This is a genomic window from Variovorax sp. OV084 (assembly GCF_900111625.1).
In the GTDB taxonomy this organism is placed as follows: Bacteria; Pseudomonadota; Gammaproteobacteria; order Burkholderiales; family Burkholderiaceae_C; genus Variovorax.
On sequence record NZ_FOII01000014.1, the window covers coordinates 22971 to 40982 of the forward strand.

The 18012-nt window shown below is 67.1% G+C and carries 16 protein-coding genes; 10 read left to right on the plus strand and 6 right to left on the minus strand.

Annotation, left to right across the window (positions count from 1 at the left end):
* Positions 1 to 31: 31 nt before the first annotated feature.
* Positions 32 to 1285 carry a cation:proton antiporter gene (locus BMW87_RS26130; RefSeq protein WP_093057897.1) on the plus strand — a complete coding sequence of 418 codons (1254 nt, stop codon included), beginning with the start codon at positions 32 to 34 and terminating at the stop codon, positions 1283 to 1285.
* Here the strand turns inward: BMW87_RS26130 and BMW87_RS26135 are convergent.
* On the minus strand, positions 1282 to 2613 hold the full coding sequence (locus BMW87_RS26135) for a heavy metal sensor histidine kinase (protein WP_093079829.1): 1332 nt from the start codon (positions 2611 to 2613) through the stop codon (positions 1282 to 1284). The two genes, BMW87_RS26130 and BMW87_RS26135, sit on opposite strands and share 4 nt — an antisense overlap.
* Positions 2610 to 3287 (minus strand): heavy metal response regulator transcription factor, encoded by a 678-nt coding sequence (locus BMW87_RS26140; protein ID WP_093057895.1) that lies wholly within the window; start codon positions 3285 to 3287, stop codon positions 2610 to 2612. The genes BMW87_RS26135 and BMW87_RS26140 overlap by 4 nt, the downstream gene beginning before the upstream one ends.
* Positions 3288 to 3448: 161 nt before the next feature.
* Between BMW87_RS26140 and czcI the strand changes: the two genes are divergently transcribed.
* From czcI to BMW87_RS26175, 7 genes are all read left to right on the plus strand, one after another.
* Positions 3449 to 3823, plus strand: a complete 375-nt coding sequence (gene czcI / locus BMW87_RS26145) for a cation efflux protein, CzcI family (protein ID WP_093079832.1) — start codon at positions 3449 to 3451, stop codon at positions 3821 to 3823.
* Positions 3824 to 3921: 98 nt separating this feature from the next.
* Positions 3922 to 5259: a TolC family protein gene (locus BMW87_RS26150; protein WP_093079834.1), complete on the plus strand. Its 1338-nt coding sequence runs from the start codon at positions 3922 to 3924 to the stop codon at positions 5257 to 5259.
* Between the two features lie 22 nt (positions 5260 to 5281).
* On the plus strand, positions 5282 to 6631 hold the full coding sequence (locus BMW87_RS26155; protein ID WP_093079837.1) for an efflux RND transporter periplasmic adaptor subunit: 1350 nt from the start codon (positions 5282 to 5284) through the stop codon (positions 6629 to 6631).
* A 10-nt stretch (positions 6632 to 6641) separates the two neighbouring features.
* The gene (locus BMW87_RS26160; RefSeq protein ID WP_093079839.1) at positions 6642 to 9845 is read left to right on the plus strand and encodes a CusA/CzcA family heavy metal efflux RND transporter; all 3204 of its coding nucleotides are present in this window, start codon (positions 6642 to 6644) and stop codon (positions 9843 to 9845) included.
* Positions 9835 to 10752: a cation diffusion facilitator family transporter gene (locus tag BMW87_RS26165; protein WP_093080006.1), complete on the plus strand. Its 918-nt coding sequence runs from the start codon at positions 9835 to 9837 to the stop codon at positions 10750 to 10752. The genes BMW87_RS26160 and BMW87_RS26165 overlap by 11 nt, the downstream gene beginning before the upstream one ends.
* 128 nt (positions 10753 to 10880) lie before the next feature.
* Positions 10881 to 11633, plus strand: a complete 753-nt coding sequence (locus BMW87_RS26170) for an SDR family oxidoreductase (protein ID WP_093079842.1) — start codon at positions 10881 to 10883, stop codon at positions 11631 to 11633.
* Between the two features lie 10 nt (positions 11634 to 11643).
* Positions 11644 to 12051, plus strand: a complete 408-nt coding sequence (locus BMW87_RS26175) for a cupin domain-containing protein (protein WP_093079844.1) — start codon at positions 11644 to 11646, stop codon at positions 12049 to 12051.
* A gap of 4 nt (positions 12052 to 12055) precedes the next feature.
* Here the strand turns inward: BMW87_RS26175 and mog are convergent, their stop codons facing one another.
* Together mog and yjgA are read right to left on the minus strand one after the other, a co-directional pair.
* Positions 12056 to 12646, minus strand: coding sequence for a molybdopterin adenylyltransferase (gene mog / locus BMW87_RS26180; RefSeq protein WP_093079847.1), 591 nt, complete (start codon positions 12644 to 12646; stop codon positions 12056 to 12058).
* Entirely contained in the window at positions 12643 to 13299 is a 657-nt protein-coding gene (yjgA, locus tag BMW87_RS26185; RefSeq protein ID WP_093057887.1) for a ribosome biogenesis factor YjgA, read from the minus strand. The genes mog and yjgA overlap by 4 nt, the downstream gene beginning before the upstream one ends.
* A 95-nt stretch (positions 13300 to 13394) precedes the next feature.
* Here yjgA and pmbA point away from each other — a divergent pair, with 95 nt between their 5' ends.
* Positions 13395 to 14765 (plus strand): metalloprotease PmbA, encoded by a 1371-nt coding sequence (pmbA, locus tag BMW87_RS26190; RefSeq protein ID WP_093079849.1) that lies wholly within the window; start codon positions 13395 to 13397, stop codon positions 14763 to 14765.
* 39 nt (positions 14766 to 14804) lie between these two features.
* Entirely contained in the window at positions 14805 to 15752 is a 948-nt protein-coding gene (locus BMW87_RS26195) for a helix-turn-helix domain-containing protein (RefSeq protein ID WP_093057885.1), read from the plus strand.
* A 21-nt stretch (positions 15753 to 15773) separates the two neighbouring features.
* Here the strand turns inward: BMW87_RS26195 and BMW87_RS26200 are convergent, their stop codons facing one another.
* Entirely contained in the window at positions 15774 to 17009 is a 1236-nt protein-coding gene (locus tag BMW87_RS26200) for an MFS transporter (protein ID WP_093079852.1), read from the minus strand.
* 15 nt (positions 17010 to 17024) lie between these two features.
* Positions 17025 to 17888: an alpha/beta fold hydrolase gene (locus tag BMW87_RS26205; RefSeq protein WP_093079855.1), complete on the minus strand. Its 864-nt coding sequence runs from the start codon at positions 17886 to 17888 to the stop codon at positions 17025 to 17027.
* Between the last annotated feature and the right edge of the window lie 124 nt (positions 17889 to 18012).

Genomic DNA, 18012 nt, shown 5'->3' on the forward strand with positions numbered 1-18012 from the left:
GCCGAATTTCTTCACCGATTCCAACCCCTCGATGTCCGTCACTTCGCTCCTGCTGCAGCTCATCGTCATCCTGGCCACCGCGCGTTTGTGCGGGTGGGTGCTTCGCCATGTGGGGCAGCCCGGCGTGGTCGGCGAGATGGCGGCGGGGCTGATGCTCGGGCCGGTCGTCATGGGCGCGCTGTTTCCTTCGCTGCACGCGCAGCTGTTCTCCAAGGAGTCGCTGCAGGGGCTCTCATCGCTGTCGACGCTGGGGCTGGTGCTGTTCATGTTCGTGGTCGGCCTGGAGCTGCGGGCGTCGCAGGGCGTGCGTGAGCAGCTTCGCTCGGCGGGCTATGTGGGCGTGCTGAGCGTGGTCGTGCCGATGGCGCTGGGCATCGCGATTGCGCCGGCGCTGCATCCCACGCTTGCGCCGGCCGGCGTCGGCTTCTGGCCGTTTGCGCTGTTCATCGCGGCGGCGCTGTCGATCACGGCTTTTCCCGTGATGGCGCGCATCCTGAAAGACCGCGGCATGACGCGCACGCCTTTCGGTCAGCTGTCGCTGGGCGCTGCGGCCGTGGTCGACGTGTTCGCCTGGATCCTGCTGGCCTTCGTGGTCGCGATGGTCGGTGCAGGCGAGGGCTACCAGGGCCTGCTCAAGACCACGCTGGGCATGGCGGTTGTGCTGCTGGCGCTGTTCTTCGGGCTCAAGCCGGCCTTCGCACGGCTGCTGCGCGCCAAGGCGCCCGAGGGCGAACCATCGACCACCGTGATGGCGGCGCTGATGCTCGGCCTGCTGGCGACGGCGCTGGTCACCGAGTGGCTGCACCTGCATGCGGTGTTCGGCGCCTTCCTGTTCGGCGCTTGCCTGCCGCGCGACGACCGGCTGCTGAAGTCGCTCACCGAACGCATCGAGCCGATCTCCATCGTCGTGCTGATGCCGCTGTTTTTCGCGCTGGCGGGGCTGGGCACCACGTCCAACGCCTTCTCGGGCGCGAGCCTCGGCGCGATGCTGCTGATCGTGGGCGTCGCCACCGTCGGCAAGATCGCCGGCGGCGCAGCCGGCGCGCGCATGGCGGGCTACGGCTGGCGCGACAGCCTGGCCACCGGCTCGCTGATGAATGCGCGCGGGCTGATGGAACTCATCGTGATGAAGATCGGCCTCGACGCGGGGCTGATCGGCCCGGAGCTTTTCACGATGCTGCTGGTGATGGCGCTCGTGACCACGGCGATGACGGGGCCGCTGATCAACCTGTTCATCGGCCGCAAGGCAGCGGTTGCGGCAGATGCCGCGCACGCCAAGCCCTAGTCGCTGCCGCCGCGCCGCACAGTAAATCCGATGCGCGTCTCACCGCCTTGGCTGGCGGCGAACACGCGCCCGCCGTGCATGCGCGCGATGGCTTCCACGATCGACAGGCCCAGGCCGTGGTGCCGGGTCGAGCCGTCCCGCGCCTGCGCCGCGCGGTAGAAGCGCTCGAACAGGCGGGGCAGGGCGGCGGGGTCGATCGGCTCGCCACGGTTGACGACCGCGACTGCGAATTCATCGTCGCTCTCTACCCCGATCTCGATGCGAATCGTCGAAGCCGGCACCGCGAAGCGGATCGCATTGCCCAGCAGGTTGAAGAGTGCGCGCCGGACAAGCGCGGCGTCCACGTCGGCCATGGCGTCGCCCTTCACTTCCGCACGCAGGCCGGCTTCTTCCAGCATGGCGTCGTAGAAGTCGATCACGTCGCCGGCCTGCACCGCCAGGCTCGTCACGGCCCGCGTGCGCATCGGCGCACCGCGCTCGGCCTGCGAGAGAAACAGCATGTCGGTGACGATGCCCGAGAGCCGGCCGATCTCTTCGAGATTGGAGGCGAGCACGGTCTGCAGCTCTTCGTTGCTGCGCGGGCGCGTGAGTGCGAGTTCGGTGGAGCCGATCAGGTTGGCAAGCGGTGTGCGCAGCTCGTGCGCCACGTCGGCGTTGAATGATTCGAGCTGTACGTAGGCGCGCTGCACCCGCAGCAGCAGCGCGTTGAACTGCGTGATCCATGGGCGCAGCTCTTCGGCGAAGTCCATCGCGTCGATGGGGTGGTTGGCCTTGTCGGGCGCCATTGCAGCGGTGCGCTGGGCCAGCGCCTTGAGCGGGCGCAGGCCACGCCGCACCAGCCACATGCCCGTGAGCGAGACCAGCGCCGTGCCCAGCACGACGGCTCCCAGCAGCGTCCATCCGAGCCGCTCGAGCAGGCGGGCTTCCTGTGCCGTGTTCACGCCGAGCTGCACCTGCAGCTGCATCGTCAGGCCACTCTGCTGCCAGGGCACCACGAGGTCGCGCCGCATCCAGCGGCCGCCGGCCGTGGGACTGGACTGGAAAAGCTGCTTGCCCGCATGCGAGATCGACAGGCTCACGTCGTCCTGCATCGAGAAGAAGTCGTCGAGCTTGTGCCGCAGGAAGACGAGGTCGCCGCCTTTCTCGGCCTCTTTCAGCAGGTGCTCCACGAGCACTGCCTTCTGGTTGAGCTCCTCTTCCTGTTTCTGTCCGAAGCTCCAGGCCGTGACGAGGTAGATGGCGAAGCAGATCACGCTGAGCCCGAACAGGGTCTGCGCGGCGAACCAGAGCGACAAGCGGCTCTGGAGTGAGTGCGGCCGGGCGGTCAAGACCAGGAGCGGTCTTCGAGGACGTAGCCCATGCCGCGCACGGTGTGCAGCAGCTTCACCTCGAACGGGTCGTCGAGCTTGCTGCGCAGGCGCCGGATGGCCACTTCGACCACGTTGGTGTCGCTGTCGAAGTTCATGTCCCACACCTGCTCGGCAAGCGTGGTGCGCGACAGGATCTGGCCGCGCCGGCGCAGCAGCACCAGCAGCAGCGTGAACTCCTTGGCCGTGAGGTCGAGGCGCGTGCGGTTGCGCACGCACTTGCGGCTGAGGAGGTCGACCTCCAGGTCGGCCAGCCGCAGCACGGTCGATTCCTGCGGCTTGCCGCGTCGCAGCAGGGCCTGCACACGGGCCAGCAATTCGGAGAAGGAGAAGGGCTTGACGAGGTAGTCGTCCGCGCCCTGTTGCAGCCCCTGCACGCGGTCTTCGACCTTGTCGCGCGCCGTGAGCACCAGCACGGGCACGTTCTTCGTGCGCCGGATGGCCTGCAGCACGGCAAAGCCGTCGATGCCGGGGAGCATCACGTCGAGCAGGACCAATGCGTATTCCCCCTCTGTGGCGAGGTATCTCCCCTCGATGCCGTCGCGGGCGATGTCCACGACGTAACCGTTCTCCTCCAGCCCCTTTTTTAGGTAGTCGCCTAGTTTGGGCTCGTCTTCGATGACAAGTATTCTCATTGCCGCATGGTATCGAAGCACTTTCAATAAGCGGGTTACGTTTCGGTAATCCTATTGACGGACAAACCCCTACCCCCGTGTCATACATTGCGCCGGGCCTGCAGTTCGCAGGGCCATTGCCGGAATGCCCGCCGCAGGCCGTCGATATACTTTTTGCCTCCATGCGCCGCTGGCTCCTCATCTTCCTGCTCGTCCTGTTGCCGTTCCAGTTCAGCTGGGCGTCGGCATCGGCGTATTGCCAGCATGAGCGCGATACGCAGCCCGAGCACTGGGGCCACCACGAAAGCGAAACCCGCGGCACCGACCGCAGCCACAGCGGCGAGGGCGCGCAGAAAAACTCCAGCACCCAGCCCAATGCAGTGGTCGGCGAATGCGCGGTCTGCCATGCAGGCTATGCCCAGCATGCGGATGCTTCGGTGGCGCCGGTGCTGGCTGCGGCGCGCGTGGCCCAGGCCCTGCGCGCAATGCCTGCCGAGCGCTTCGACTCGCACATCTCCGACGTTCCGGTCCGTCCCGACTGGTCTCTCGCCCTTTGATTCGGCGAGAGAACACATTTCCCCTCTGATACTCACCATCAGCTGAGCTCTTCTCGCCGAATTCGTCCGTCCGTTGTTTCGCAACCCAGGAGAATTCGATGCGCACGCTCTTCGTGCCGCTGGCCATGTTGGCCATGGCGGCGCCCCCGGCTTTTTCACAACAGGTCGCAGTGTCGGCCGCTGCCGGCACCCCGTATTCACAGCAGTCCAACGTAGCTGCCCGTACTCTGGAGCCCGCGGGCCCGCTGACCCTGCGCAACGCCGTTGCAATGGCGTTGCAGGCCAACCCCGGCCTGTCTGCCGCGTTCCGCGAGCAGGAGGCCACCGAGGCCGCCATCGTCCAGGCCGGCGCCTGGCCCAACCCCACGCTCGACGCGCAGGTGGAAGACCTGCGCCGCGACAACCGCACCACCACGCTGCAACTGAGCCAGCCCCTCGAACTGGGTGGCAAGCGCGCGGCCCGCGTGACGGCGGCCGAACGCGCGCGCGACCAGGCCGCGTCGGCGCTGGCAGGCCGCCGCGCCGAGGTGCGCGCGGCGACCGTCACCGCCTTCTTCGACGTGCTCACGGCGCAGGAGCGCCTGCGGCTCGCGCAGGACTCGGTGAGCCTTGCGCAGACTGCCACCCGCGCAGCGGCCAACCGCGTGGCCGCCGGCAAGGTCTCGCCACTGGAAGAAACCAGGGCGCGCGTGGCCGAGGCCGGCATCCGCGTCGAGTTGCTGCAGGCCGAGGGCACGCTGCGCTCGTCGCGCCAGCAGCTGGCCGCGTTGTGGGGCAACCCGAACCCGCGCTTCACGCAGGTGGATGGCGCTGTCGACCAGCTGCCGGCACCGGTGCAGGACGTGGCCAGCCGCCTGGGCGCGGCGCCCGTGGTGCAGCAGGCGCGGCTCGAAGTCGAGCGGCGCAAGGCGCTGTCCGACCTGGAGCAGGCCAAGCGAATCCCCGACGTGACCGTGTCGCTCGGCGCCAAGCGTGTGCCGGCATCCGAAGGCGAAACCGGCAGCAGCCGGCGCAACCAGGTGGTCGTGGGCCTGTCGATTCCATTGCCGATCTTCGACACCAACCGCGGCAACGTGGCCGAGGCGCTGAGCCGCGAAGAGAAGGCGCGCGACGACCTCGTTGCTGCCGAGCTGCAACTGGGCACCGATGTCGCACAAGCTTCGGAGCGCCTGCGCTCCGCGCGCGCCACCGCTGAAACGCTGCAGCGCGACGCGCTGCCCGGCGCCGAGACCGCCTACAAGGCCGCCACCAAGGGCTTCGAGCTGGGCAAGTTCAGCTTCCTGGAAGCACTCGACGCGCAGCGCACGCTGTTCCAGGTGCGAGCGCAATACCTGCTGGCACTCGCCGACGCGCACCGCGCCGCCGGTGACCTCGACCGACTGCTGGGCAACGAAGGCAACGACATCTCTGCCGCGACACCACCCGTCGCGCGCTGACAAGCAAGGAACTCCACACATCATGAACACCGAAGAACGCAAACCTTTCGCCGAGCGCGTCGGCAAGAAGCAATGGATCGCCATCGCGGTTGTCCTGGTGCTGGGCCTCGGCGCGGGCGCGATGATCCTGCACACATCACCCGCCAAGCCCGAAGCGGCCGGCCATTCGGAAGCTGCCGGGCACGGCGACGGCGAGCATCACGAAGAAGGCGGCAAGGAAGCCAAGGAAGAGGGCAAGGACCACGACCACGATCATGGCGAGGCCAAGGGCCATGCCGACAACGAGCACCACGAGGAAGGCAAGGACAAGGAAAAAGCCACAACGTCGGAGCACAAGGAAGACGAAGAGAAGATCGCCTTCACCGACGAGCAGGTCAAGGCCGCCGACATGACGATCGAGAGCGCCGGCCCCGCGCGCATCAAGTCGTCGCTGCAACTGCCTGGCGAAATCAAGTTCAACGAAGACCGCACCGCCCACGTGGTGCCGCGCGTGGCGGGCGTGGTCGACAGCGTATCGGCCGACCTCGGTCAGGAAGTCAAGCGCGGCCAGGTGCTGGCGGTGCTTTCGAGCCCTTCGTTGTCGGAGCAACGCAGCGCGCTGCAATCGGCACAGCGCCGTCTGGAGCTGGTCCGCTCCACCTACGAGCGCGAGAAGAAACTGTGGGAAGAAAAGATCTCCCCGCAGCAGGACTACCTGCAGGCCCAGCAGGCGATGCAGGAAGCGCAGATTGCGGTGGCCAATGCCAACCAGAAGCTGCTGGCGCTGGGCGCTACGCCGGGCTCGTCGGCGCTGGGCCGCTACGAGCTGCGCGCGCCCTTCGACGGCATGGTGGTCGAAAAGCACATCTCGCTCGGCGAATCGGTGGGCGAGACCGTCAACGTCTTCACCATCTCTGACTTGTCGACCGTGTGGGCCGAGATCAGCGTGGCCGCCAACAACCTGAACCTGGTGCGCATCGGCGAGCCGGTGAGCATCCGCTCCAGCGCCTTCGACCAGACCGCGACCGGCAAGGTGTCGTACGTGGGTTCGCTGATCGGCGCGCAGACGCGCACCGCCACCGCGCGTGTCACGCTGACGAACCCGCAGCGCATCTGGCGCCCGGGCCTGTTCGTGAATGTCGAGCTGGTGGCCTCCGAGACGGATGCCCCCGTGACCGTATCGGCCGAAGCGGTGCAGACGGTGGAAGACAAGCCCACCGTGTTCCTGCGCGTGCCCGGCGGCTTTGTGCCGCAGCACGTGCAGACCGGGCGCAGCGACGGCAAGCGCATCGAGATCGTGAGCGGCCTGAAGCCCGGCGCGCCCTATGCGGCCAGCGGCAGCTTCGTCGTGAAGTCGCAGCAGGGCAAGAGCTCGGCCACGCACACCCACTGAGGAAGCCCGCATGTTCGAACGCATCATCCGCTTCTCCATCGAGCAGCGCTGGCTGATCCTGCTTGCCGTGCTCGGCATGGCGGCACTCGGCATCTTCAGCTACCAGAAGCTGCCCATCGACGCCGTGCCCGACATCACCAACGTGCAGGTGCAGATCAATACCGCCGCGCCCGGCTACTCCCCGCTGGAGACCGAGCAGCGCGTGACCTACCCCATCGAGACCGTCATGGCGGGCCTGCCGGGCCTGCAGCAGACCCGTTCGCTGTCGCGCTACGGTCTTTCGCAGGTCACGGTGATCTTCAAGGACGGCACCGACATCTACTTTGCGCGGCAGCTCGTCAATGAGCGCATCCAGTCCGCAAGGGAAAGCATGCCCGGCGGCATCTCGCCGGTGATCGGGCCCATCTCGACCGGCCTTGGCGAAATCTACCTCTGGACCGTCGAAGCGGAAGAGGGCGCGAAGAAGGCCGACGGCAAGCCTTACTCGCCCACTGACCTGCGCGAGATCCAGGACTGGATCATCAAGCCGCAGCTGCGCAACGTGGCGGGCGTGACCGAGATCAACTCCATCGGCGGCTATGCAAAGGAGTTCCACATCGCGCCCGACCCGGCCAAGCTGCTGGCCCACGGCCTCACGATGACCGACCTCGTCACCGCGCTGGAACGCAACAACGCCAACGTGGGCGCGGGCTACATCGAGAAGCGAGGCGAGCAGTACCTCATTCGCGCGCCGGGGCAGGTGAAGTCGGCGGAAGACATCGGCAACGTCATCCTGGGCAACGCCAACGGCATTCCGCTGCGCGTGCAGGACGTGGCCGAGGTCGGCATCGGCAAGGAACTGCGCACGGGCGCCGCCACCGACAACGGCCGCGAGGTGGTGCTGGGCACCGTGTTCATGCTGATCGGCGAGAACAGCCGCACCGTGTCGCAGGCGGTCGACAAGAAGATGAAGGAAATCAACCGCACGCTGCCCGCCGGCGTGAAGGCGGTGACGGTGTACGACCGCACCGTGCTGGTCGACAAGGCCATCACCACGGTGAAGAAGAACCTGTTCGAGGGCGCGGTGCTGGTCATCGCGATCCTGTTCCTGTTCCTCGGCAACATCCGCGCGGCGCTGATCACCGCACTGGTGATTCCGCTGTCGATGCTCTTCACCTTCACCGGTATGGTGAACCAGAAGGTCAGCGCCAACCTCATGAGCCTGGGCGCGCTGGACTTCGGCATCATCATCGACGGCGCGGTGGTGATCGTGGAGAACTGCGTGCGAAGGCTGGCCCATGCACAGGCGCACAAGGGGCGGCCGCTGACGCGCAGCGAGCGTTTCCACGAAGTGTTCGCGGCCTCGCAGGAGGCGCGCCGGCCGCTGCTGTTCGGCCAGCTGATCATCATGATCGTGTACCTGCCGATCTTTGCGCTCACGGGCGTCGAGGGCAAGCTGTTCCACCCGATGGCCTTCACCGTGGTGATTGCGCTGCTGGGCGCGATGATCCTGTCGATCACCTTCATTCCCGCGGCAGTGGCGCTGTTCATCGGCAACAAGGTCAGCGAGAAGGAAAACCGCCTGATGGTGTGGGCCAAGCGCGGCTACGAGCCGCTGCTGGCGCGCGTCATGGCGGCCAAGCCGCTGGTCATTACCCTGGCCGCCGTGGCGGTGGTGCTGTCGGGCCTGCTGGCCACGCGCCTGGGCACGGAGTTCGTGCCGAGCCTGAGCGAAGGCGACTTCGCCATCCAGGCGCTGCGCATTCCGGGCACCAGCCTCACGCAGTCGGTCGAGATGCAGAAGCAACTCGAACGCACGCTGAAAGCAAAGTTTCCGGAGATCGAACGCGTGTTTGCGCGCACCGGCACAGCGGAGATTGCTTCGGACCCGATGCCGCCGAACATCTCCGACGGCTACATCATGCTCAAGCCGGAGAGCGAGTGGCCCAAGCCTCGTCGTACACGCGAGGAGCTCCTCGCTGCGGTGCAGGAGGAAGTCGAGAAGCTGCCGGGCAACAACTACGAGTTCTCGCAGCCCATCCAGCTGCGCTTCAACGAGCTGATCTCGGGCGTGCGCAGCGACGTGGCCGTGAAGATCTTCGGCGACGACATGGACGTGCTGAACAAGACGGCGGCCGAGGTGTCGGGCGTGCTGGGCAAGATCGCCGGCGCGGCCGAGGTGAAGGTCGAGCAGACCACCGGCCTGCCGATGCTCACCGTGAACATCGATCGCAACAAGACCGCGCGCTACGGCCTCAACGTGGGCGACGTGCAGGACGCGATCTCCACCGCGGTAGGCGGGCGCGAGGCGGGCACGCTGTTCGACGGCGACCGTCGCTTCGACATCATCGTGCGCCTGCCCGAGAACCTGCGCACCGACCTCGAAGCCATCAAGCGCCTGCCCGTGGCCCTGCCCAAGGGCGCGGGCGCCGAAGGCCAGCGCACCAGCTTCATCCCGCTGGGCGAGGTGGCCACGCTCGACATCGCGCCCGGCCCCAACCAGGTGAGCCGCGAGGACGGCAAGCGCCGCATCGTGGTGAGCGCCAATGTGCGCGGCCGCGACCTCGGCTCCTTCGTGGCCGAGGCAGAGGAGGCCATGCGCAACGTGAAGATTCCCACCGGCTACTGGACCGTGTGGGGCGGCCAGTACGAGAACCTCGCCTCGGCCACGCAGCGGCTGCAGATCGTGGTGCCGGTGTCGCTGCTGCTGGTGTTCACGCTGCTGTTTGCGATGTTCGGCAACCTCAAGGACGGCCTGCTGGTGTTCACCGGCATTCCGTTCGCGCTCACGGGCGGCATCGTGGCGCTGTGGATGCGCGGCATTCCACTGTCGATATCGGCGGCGGTGGGCTTCATTGCGCTGTCGGGTGTGGCGGTGCTCAACGGGCTGGTGATGATCTCGTTCATCCGCAACCTGCGCGAAGGCGGCCTGCCGCTGGACGCTGCCATACGCGAAGGCGCGCTCACGCGGCTGCGGCCGGTGCTGATGACGGCGCTGGTCGCCTCGCTGGGCTTCGTGCCGATGGCCATTGCCACCGGCACCGGCGCCGAAGTGCAGCGGCCGCTGGCCACGGTGGTGATCGGCGGTATTCTTTCGTCGACCGCGCTGACGCTGCTGGTGCTTCCGCTGCTCTACCGCATTGCGCACCGGCGCGATGAAGAAGAGGAAGAAGTGCAGGAGCAGGTTCATGGCGCGCCACTCGATCCTGCATTGCAAGGCTCCCATGGCACATGAGCATTCACACGCTGTAGGCGGCAACGAGAAGGCACTGCGCTGGGCGCTTCTGCTGACCACGGTCTACCTCGTGGCCGAGGTGGTCGGCGGGCTGGTGTCGGGCAGCCTCGCGCTGCTGTCCGATGCAGCCCACATGTTCACCGACACCGTGGCGCTGGCAATTTCGCTGGCCGCCATCTGGATCGGCAAGCGGCCCGCCGACAGGCGGCGCACATTCGGCTACTACCGCTTCGAGATCCTGGCGGCGGTGCTGAATGCGGTGCTGCTGTTCTTCGTGGCCATCTACGTGTTGTACGAGGCCTGGCGGCGCATCTCCACGCCGGCCGAGATCCAGTCGACCATGATGCTGCTGGTGGCGGTGGGCGGGCTGGTCGTCAACCTGATCGGCATGCGGCTGCTCGCGGCAGGCAAGGACAAGAGCCTCAACGTGAAGGGCGCGTACTTGGAGGTGTGGGCCGACATGCTGGGCTCGGTCGGCGTGATCGTCGGGGCTCTGGTGATCCGCTTCACCGGCTGGGCGTGGGTCGATTCGGTGATCGCGGTCGCCATCGGCCTGTGGGTGCTGCCGCGTACCTGGCGGTTGTTGCGCGAGAGCCTGAACGTGCTGCTCGAAGGCGTGCCTGACGACGTGGACCTGCCCGAGGTCGAGCGTGCGCTGCTGGGCAGCGAAGGCGTCGCCAGTCTGCACGACCTGCATGTATGGGCACTCTCGAGCGGCAAGGTGAGCCTGAGCGTGCACGTGGTGTGCACGCCGGATGTGGATGACATGGCGCCGCTGATGCTGCAGTTGCGCGCCCTGCTGGCCGAGCGCTTCGACATCCACCATTCGACCGTGCAGGTCGAACGCGTGCCTTGCGAACAGGCGGCCGAGAGCCATGGCTTCGGGCCTGCGGTAGCGGCCACCTAGCTGGCTCGATCGGTCGATTCCCGGGATTTTTCGGTCCCGGTGTCACAGACGCCCCCCGCTGGACGTCTTTCTCGCATGGACGGCCACGGGGGGCGTTCTTTTTGACTCCATCCACCGAGGAATCAACCATGAAGATCGTCATCATCGGAGGCTCCGGCCTCATCGGCTCCAAGCTCGCCACGCGCCTGCGCAATGCAGGCCACGAGGTCAACGCCGCGTCGCCCTCGACGGGCGTCAACGCGCTCACCGGCGAAGGCCTGAAGGCCGCGCTGGCGGGCGCCAATGTGGTCGTCGACGTGGCCAACTCGCCCTCGTTCGAGGACGGGCCGGCGCTGAATTTCTTCGACACCGCTGGGCGCAACCTGCTGGCCGCCGAGGCGGAAGCCGGCGTGGCGCATCACATCGCGCTGTCGGTGGTCGGCACCGATCGCCTGCTGGCCAGCGGCTATTTCCGCGCCAAGCAACGCCAGGAAGAGCTGATCGAGGCCTCGCCCGTGCCCTGGACCATCGTGCAGGCCACGCAGTTCTTCGAATTCGTGGCCGGTATCGCCGACGGGAGCGTGCGGGGCGGCGAAGTCCGGCTGTCGAACGCGTTGATACAGCCGATGGCGGCGGATGACGTGGCCGCCGCGCTCGCCGCCGTGGTGGCCGAGCCGCCCGCGCGGGGCCGGATCGAGATCGCGGGCCCGCAGGCGTTGCCGCTCGACGCGCTGGTTCGGCGCCTGTTCGCGGCGACCGGCGACAAGCGGCCAGTCGTCACCGATGCCGGGGCGAGCTACTTCGGCGTGCAACTCGACGACCGCTCACTGACACCCGGCAACGCCCCGCGCCTCGGGACGATCCGCTTCGAAGACTGGCTTGCGCAGCGTGCGCTGGCCTGAAAGGCAACCCATGACCCGTTTTCAGAAAACCTGCATTTCCCTCGGCCTCGCGTTCGGCACCTTCGTCGCGATGCCCGCCCTGGCGGCCCCCGAAGCCGCCGTGACCATGCTCATGACGAAGGACTTGGCGGATATGCCCGGCAAGGAAGCAGTCACGTTCGTTGTCGACTTTCCGCCAGGCTCAGTCGATCCCGTCCACCGCCACGATGCCCACGCCTTCGTGTACGTGCTCGAGGGATCGATCGTGATGGGCGTGAAAGGCAGCAAGGAGGTCACGCTGACCCCCGGCCAGACTTTCTACGAGGGCCCGGCCGACATCCACACGGGCGGCCGCAACGCCAGCGCCACCAAGCCCGCAAAGTTCCTCGTGACGATGGTCAAGGACAAGGGCGTGCCGTTGCTCACGCTGGTCAAGTAGACGCTCAGCGCGGTGGCCGGATGGCCGACTTGGGCCTGAAAGCCTTGCAGACCGTGTCGTCGGTCTCCAGGTACGGCCCGCCGATCAGGTCGATGCAGTAGGGCACCGCCGCGAAGATGCCCGGCACGACCTGCACGCCCTCGGTGTCCTTCAGCCCTTCGAGCGTTTCCGCAATCGACTTCGGCTGGCCCGGCAGGTTGATGATCAGGCTCTTGTCGCGGATCACCGCCACCTGCCGCGACAGGATCGCCGTCGGCACGAAGCGCAGGCTGATCTGGCGCATCTGCTCGCCGAAGCCGGGCATTTCCTTGTGGGCCACGGCCAGCGTGGCCTCGGGTGTCACGTCGCGCAGGGTGGGGCCTGTGCCGCCGGTGGTCAGCACCAGCGAGCAGCCGGCGTCGACCAGTTCGATCAGCGTGGCGCTGATGCGGTCGGCCTCGTCGGGGATCAGCCGGGGTTCGAATTCGATGGGGTTCTTCAGCGCCCGGCCAAGCCACTCTTTCAGCGAGGGCAGGCCCTTGTCTTCGTAGGTGCCGCTGGAGGCGCGGTCGCTGACCGAGACGATGCCGATGCGGACCGGGTCGAACGAACTCATGCGTCCTCTTCCCGGTCTTGGGCGGCGGCCGCTGCCGCGTGGTCGGCTCCGCCGTGCACCGCCAGTTGGGCACGCACCAGCTGGAAGATCTCGCGGTAGGCCTTGCCCTGGCGCGGCGCTTCGCCGGCCGGGCCGGTCTTCATGTCCTTGCGGGCCTGGCGCACCAGGGCGCGCAGCTGCTGGGAATCGGTGGCGGGGTGGGTTTCTATCCAGCCGCCGAGGGCGTCGTCGTCGGCAATCAGCCGGTCGCGCCAGCGCTCGGCCTCGTGCAGGGCGGCGGTTTCGGCGGCCGGCGCGATGCTCTGCTCGGACAGGGCTTGTTTAACGGCCTCCAGCACCTCGGGCTCGAGCTTGCGCATGAGCTTGCCGATGAACTGCATCTGGCGGCGCTTGCCCTCGAAATTGGTGATGCGCTTGGCTTCGGCGATGGCGTCGACCAGTTTTTCGTCGAGCTGGAGCGTATCGAACAGGCCGGCGCGCAGCGTGAGCAGCTCGGTGCCTAGCTTCTGCAACTCGTCGCTTTCGCGCTTGAGGTCGGTACGGCTGGCTTCGTCGGTGCCCTTGAGCTCGCGCTTGAGCTCAAGGTCGAGTTCGCTGCCTTCGGCGACGAACTGGCCACGGACGAAATAGCCTTTTTTGGGTTTGCGGGACATGGAGTGGATTCTGGGCCGCACCGTGCGGCGTTGCAACGCGGTGGGAAGCTGGGGAGAAAACGTGAAACAGGGGGCGCAAGTATCATAGCCACCACATGACGACATCCTCCTCGCGCGCCGATTCCGGCTTCGCCTACAGCCGCTCCTTCTTCGAAAACCTGGTCGACACCGCCTTGGCGCATGCCAAGAAGCTCGGTGCCACCGACGCCGGGGCCGAGGCCTCCGAGGGCTGCGGCCTGAGCGTGTCGGTGCGCAAGGGCGAGCTCGAGAACGTCGAGCGCAACCGCGACAAGTCGCTGGGCATCACGGTCTACGTGGGCCACCGCCGCGGCAATGCCAGCACCTCCGACTTCTCCGAAGGGGCCATCAAGCAGACCGTTCAGGCGGCCTACGACATCGCCCGCTTCACGGCCGAAGACCCCGTCAGCGGCCTGCCGGACGAAGAAGACATCGCCAAGGTGCACCCCGAACTTGACTTGTTCCACCCCTGGGACGTGACGAGCGAACAGGCCGCCAAGCTGGCGCTGGAGTGCGAAGAAGCGGCCCTGTCGACCGACAAGCGCATCACCAACAGCGAGGGCGCGGGCGTCTCGGCCCAGCAGAGCCACTTCTTCAGCGCCCACACGCACGGCTTTCGCGGCGGCTACGCCAGCTCGCGGCATTCCATTTCGGTGGCGCCCATTGCCGGCAAGGGCGACGACATGCAGCGCGACGCCTGGTACAGCTCCATGCGTTCGGCCGATGAACTGGCCAGCCCGCAGGCCGTGGGCCGCTACGCCGCCGAACGGGCGCTCAGCCGCCTGAAGTCGCGCAAGATCAAGACCACCGAATGCCCGGTGCTGTTCGAGTCGCCGCTGGCCGTGGGCCTGCTGGGCGGGCTGGTGCAGGCCGTGAGCGGCGGGTCGCTGTACCGCAAGAGCAGCTTCTTGCTCGATTCGCTGGGCAAGCCCGTGCTGCCCAAGCACGTCGACGTGGCCGAAGACCCGCACGTGCTGCGCGGCAAGGGCAGCTCGCCCTTCGACGACGAAGGCGTGACCACCCGGGCGCGCAAAGTGGTCGATGCCGGCCGCCTTGAAGGCTACTTTCTCTCGACCTACTCGGCCCGCAAGCTGGGCATGAAGACCACCGGCAATGCCGGCGGCTCGCACAACCTGACGCTGAGCTCGCGCCTGACCAAGCACACCGACGACCTCGACGCCATGCTCGCCAAGCTGGGCACCGGCCTGTTCGTGATCGAGCTGATGGGCCAGGGCGTGAACTACGTGACCGGCGACTACTCGCGCGGCGCCAGCGGCTTCTGGGTCGAGAAGGGCAAGATCGCCTTCCCGGTGCAGGAGATCACCATCGCCGGCAACCTCAAAGACATGCTCATGGGCATCGAGGCCATCGGGGCCGATGCCTACACCTTCGGCGCCAAGACCACGGGATCGGTCCTGGTGAACCGGATGAAGATCGCCGGCAGCTGAGAAAGCACCGCCGGCCACCGCGCGAACGCTCACAGAACCATGAGACACAACGCAGCGCGCAAGCCGGAACTCGAGCACGAACTGCTGCGCGACCCGAGGCTCGGCTTCGAGCCGGCGGGCGGCAGCTCGGTGCGCTGCCTGCAGCACGGCGTGCCCTGGCCCTTCGACTGCTGGCACTACCACGACGAATACGAACTGCAGTGCATCAACCGCAGCAGCGGTGACGCCTTCGTCGGCGACCACATCGGCCGCTTCGAGCCCGGCTACGTGGCCCTGGTGGGCGCCCGGCTGCCCCATACCTGGATTTCGCACGACGTCCCGCCCGAGGGCATTGCCGAGCGCAGCATGGTCATCCACTTTCGCGACGAGCCGCTGCGCAAGGGCACCGACCTGTTCCCGGAGCTGAAGGCGGTGCTGCCGATGCTCGACCGCGCCAGGCTCGGCATCGAGTTCTTCGGCATCCACGCGCTGGTGCGCGAACGCTTCCTGCGCGTGCAGGCGCAGGAGGGCATGGCCCGGCTGGCGGAGTTCATCGGCCTGTTGCACGAGCTGGCCCGCTGGCCCGACTGGCGCCAGATTTCGAACACCACAGGCACGGCGAGCGAAGACCCGAGCGCCAACACCCGCATGCGCCGCGTGCTCGACTACCTCGACCAGCACCTGACCGAAGAGCTGTCGCTGCCGGCCGTGTGCGCCGTGGCCAACATGGCCGAAAGCAGCTTCTCGCGCTATTTCCACAAGCACATGGGCGCCACCTTCACCGACTTCGTCACTCGCCTGCGAATCGCCAAGGCCTGCGAGATGCTGCAGACCTCCGACCGGCTTGTGAGCGACATCTGCTACGAGGTGGGCTTCGCGAACCTCGCGAACTTCAACCGGCGCTTCCTGCAGCTCAAGGGCATGACCCCCTCGGCCTACCGCCAGCAGGCGCAGGACCGCTTCGGCCTGCGCACCGCGCAGAACACGCCGCTCGCTACCACGGCCTGAGCTTCCCGGTGCTGAAGCTCATCAGGGGCTGGCATCCTGCGGCGTCAGGTGCCGGGTCATGGCCCAGAACGCCAGTGCCAGGCCGCTGGTGAGGGCCCCGGCCAGGCAGACGATGTTCCAGCCGCCGTGTGCATACAGCATCGTCGAGACGATCGATCCGGTGGCGGAGCCGATGGAATAGAAGATCATGTAGCCGGCGGTCAGGCGGCTCTGGGCTTCCGGGCGCACGCGGTAGATCAGGCTCTGGTTGGTGACATGCACCGACTGCAGGCCGAAGTCGATCGTGACCACGCCGACCACCATCGCCCAGATGGACCACGGCAGCATGGCGATGAGCCCCCAAGACAGCAGCATCACCGACAGCCCGATGCCGGTAGTGCGCTGTGCGCGGCCCCGGTCCGCCTGGCGGCCCGCGCGCGCAGCGCCCATGGCGCCGGCCGCGCCAGCCAGGCCGAACAGGCCCACCTGCGTGTGCAACAGCGAGAACGGCGGCGACGTGAGCGGAAGCACCATCGGCGTCAGCAGCATCGTGATGGCCATGAAGATCAGCATCGCGAGCACCGCACGGATGCGCAGCACAGGCTCTTCGGCGAAGAGCGTGAACACCGACCGGATCAGCTGCAGGTACGAAATGCGCACCGAGGGCAGTGCGCGTCGCGGGAGCGCCTTCCACAACAGGCCGGAGACGACCAGCGTGGCTGCGGCCGACACCAAATACACCGAGCGCCAGCCGACAAGATCGGACAGCGTGCCCGACACCGCCCGCGCCAGCAGGATGCCGACGATGATGCCGCTGGTGACGATGCCGACCACGCGGCCGCGCTCGCCCGGCGGGGCCATGAGTGCGGCGTAGGCGACCAGCACCTGCGTCACGACGGCCAGCAGGCCCACGGCGGCCATCGCCGGCAGCAGGATCGCCGCGCTGGGCGCCAGCGCGACGCAGAGCAGGGCGATCACCGACAGCAGCGATTGCCCCACGATCAGTTGCCGCCGGTCGATCAGGTCGCCCAGCGGAACGACCAGCAGCAGCCCCAGGCCGTAGCCGACCTGGGTGATGGTGATCACGATGCCGACCGTGGCGGGGCGGATGCCGAAGGTGGCCGCCAGCGTGTCCAGCAGCGGCTGGGCGTAGTAGACGTTGGCCACGGCCAGCCCGCAGGCGACCGCGAACAGCAGCGCCATCGCGGCCGTTATCTGTGGCGTGGCAGTCCGTGCCTGCGCATCACGGGCCGCGGCCGCATCGATGTTCAATTGCATGACGATGCCCTGCCGTCAGGCACGCAAGGCGTCGTGGAAGCGCTCGATGTGGGCGGCAATCGTTTCGCCCAGTTCTTCGAGCGCGAAATGGCCGGTGTCGAGCAGCTTGAAATCGATTTGCCGTAGGTCGCGCTGGTAGGGATACGCGCCCGACGGTGGAAAGATCACGTCGTTGGCGCCCCACACGACCAGCGTCGGCGGCTGGTGCTGGCGGAAGTAGGCCTGCCAGGCCGGGTAATGCGAGAGATTGCGGCCGTAGTCGTGCAGCAGGGCCGCCATTGCGTCTTTGTTGCCGGGGCGGGCCAGCAGGGCGCGTTGCAGCAGCCAGCTGTCGGGGTTGATGCGCGCCGCGTCTTTCACGCCGTGGATGTAGTTCCATTCCAGGGCTGCGTCCGACATGGCGGCTTCGCGGATCCTGGCGTAGTTGGCCGGCGACGGGTCCCTCCACAGCTCGCGGGCCAGGCCCCAGAAATCGTCCGGCAGGCCTTCTTCGTAGGCGTTGGCGTTCTGCACGACCAGGAAGCTCACTCTTTCGGGGTGGCGGCTGGCCAGCCGGAATCCCACCGGGCCGCCGAAGTCCTGCATGTAGAGGCCGTAGCGCGTCAGGCCGAGTTGTTCCGTGAACTTCTCGACGACGTCGGCGAGGTGGTCGAAGGTGTAGCTGAACTCGACGACCGATGGTGCGTCGCTGTGGCCGAAGCCGGGGTAGTCGGGTGCGATGACGTGGAAGCGATGGGCCAGCCGTTCGAGCAGCTCCCGGTACATGAAGGAGGAGGCCGGAAAGCCATGCAGCAGGAGCAGGGGCGGCAGCGCCGGGTCTCCCGCCTCGCGGTAGAAGATGTTCAGGCCGTCGATGGTGGCGGTGCGGTAGTGGGTCATGGCGGATTCCGGAAAGGGGTGGATGGGGGCGATTGGCGATCGGCCGGTCGCTGCACGTTCTGCTTTCGGCGTTCTAGGTTTCAAAACAAAACCACGCGAATTCTATCGATCTAGTTTTACATTG

Excerpts from the sequence above, each read along its gene's own strand:
- BMW87_RS26130 (WP_093057897.1), top strand. The coding sequence starts at position 32 with ATGTCCGTCACTTCGCTCCTGCTGCAGCTCATCGTCATCCTGGCCACC.
- BMW87_RS26140 (WP_093057895.1), bottom strand. The coding sequence starts at position 3,287 with ATGAGAATACTTGTCATCGAAGACGAGCCCAAACTAGGCGACTACCTA.
- czcI (WP_093079832.1), top strand. The coding sequence starts at position 3,449 with ATGCGCCGCTGGCTCCTCATCTTCCTGCTCGTCCTGTTGCCGTTCCAG.
- BMW87_RS26150 (WP_093079834.1), top strand. The coding sequence starts at position 3,922 with ATGCGCACGCTCTTCGTGCCGCTGGCCATGTTGGCCATGGCGGCGCCC.
- BMW87_RS26155 (WP_093079837.1), top strand. The coding sequence starts at position 5,282 with ATGAACACCGAAGAACGCAAACCTTTCGCCGAGCGCGTCGGCAAGAAG.
- BMW87_RS26160 (WP_093079839.1), top strand. The coding sequence starts at position 6,642 with ATGTTCGAACGCATCATCCGCTTCTCCATCGAGCAGCGCTGGCTGATC.
- BMW87_RS26165 (WP_093080006.1), top strand. The coding sequence starts at position 9,835 with ATGGCACATGAGCATTCACACGCTGTAGGCGGCAACGAGAAGGCACTG.
- BMW87_RS26170 (WP_093079842.1), top strand. The coding sequence starts at position 10,881 with ATGAAGATCGTCATCATCGGAGGCTCCGGCCTCATCGGCTCCAAGCTC.
- BMW87_RS26175 (WP_093079844.1), top strand. The coding sequence starts at position 11,644 with ATGACCCGTTTTCAGAAAACCTGCATTTCCCTCGGCCTCGCGTTCGGC.
- mog (WP_093079847.1), bottom strand. The coding sequence starts at position 12,646 with ATGAGTTCGTTCGACCCGGTCCGCATCGGCATCGTCTCGGTCAGCGAC.
- yjgA (WP_093057887.1), bottom strand. The coding sequence starts at position 13,299 with ATGTCCCGCAAACCCAAAAAAGGCTATTTCGTCCGTGGCCAGTTCGTC.
- pmbA (WP_093079849.1), top strand. The coding sequence starts at position 13,395 with ATGACGACATCCTCCTCGCGCGCCGATTCCGGCTTCGCCTACAGCCGC.
- BMW87_RS26195 (WP_093057885.1), top strand. The coding sequence starts at position 14,805 with ATGAGACACAACGCAGCGCGCAAGCCGGAACTCGAGCACGAACTGCTG.
- BMW87_RS26200 (WP_093079852.1), bottom strand. The coding sequence starts at position 17,009 with ATGCAATTGAACATCGATGCGGCCGCGGCCCGTGATGCGCAGGCACGG.
- BMW87_RS26205 (WP_093079855.1), bottom strand. The coding sequence starts at position 17,888 with ATGACCCACTACCGCACCGCCACCATCGACGGCCTGAACATCTTCTAC.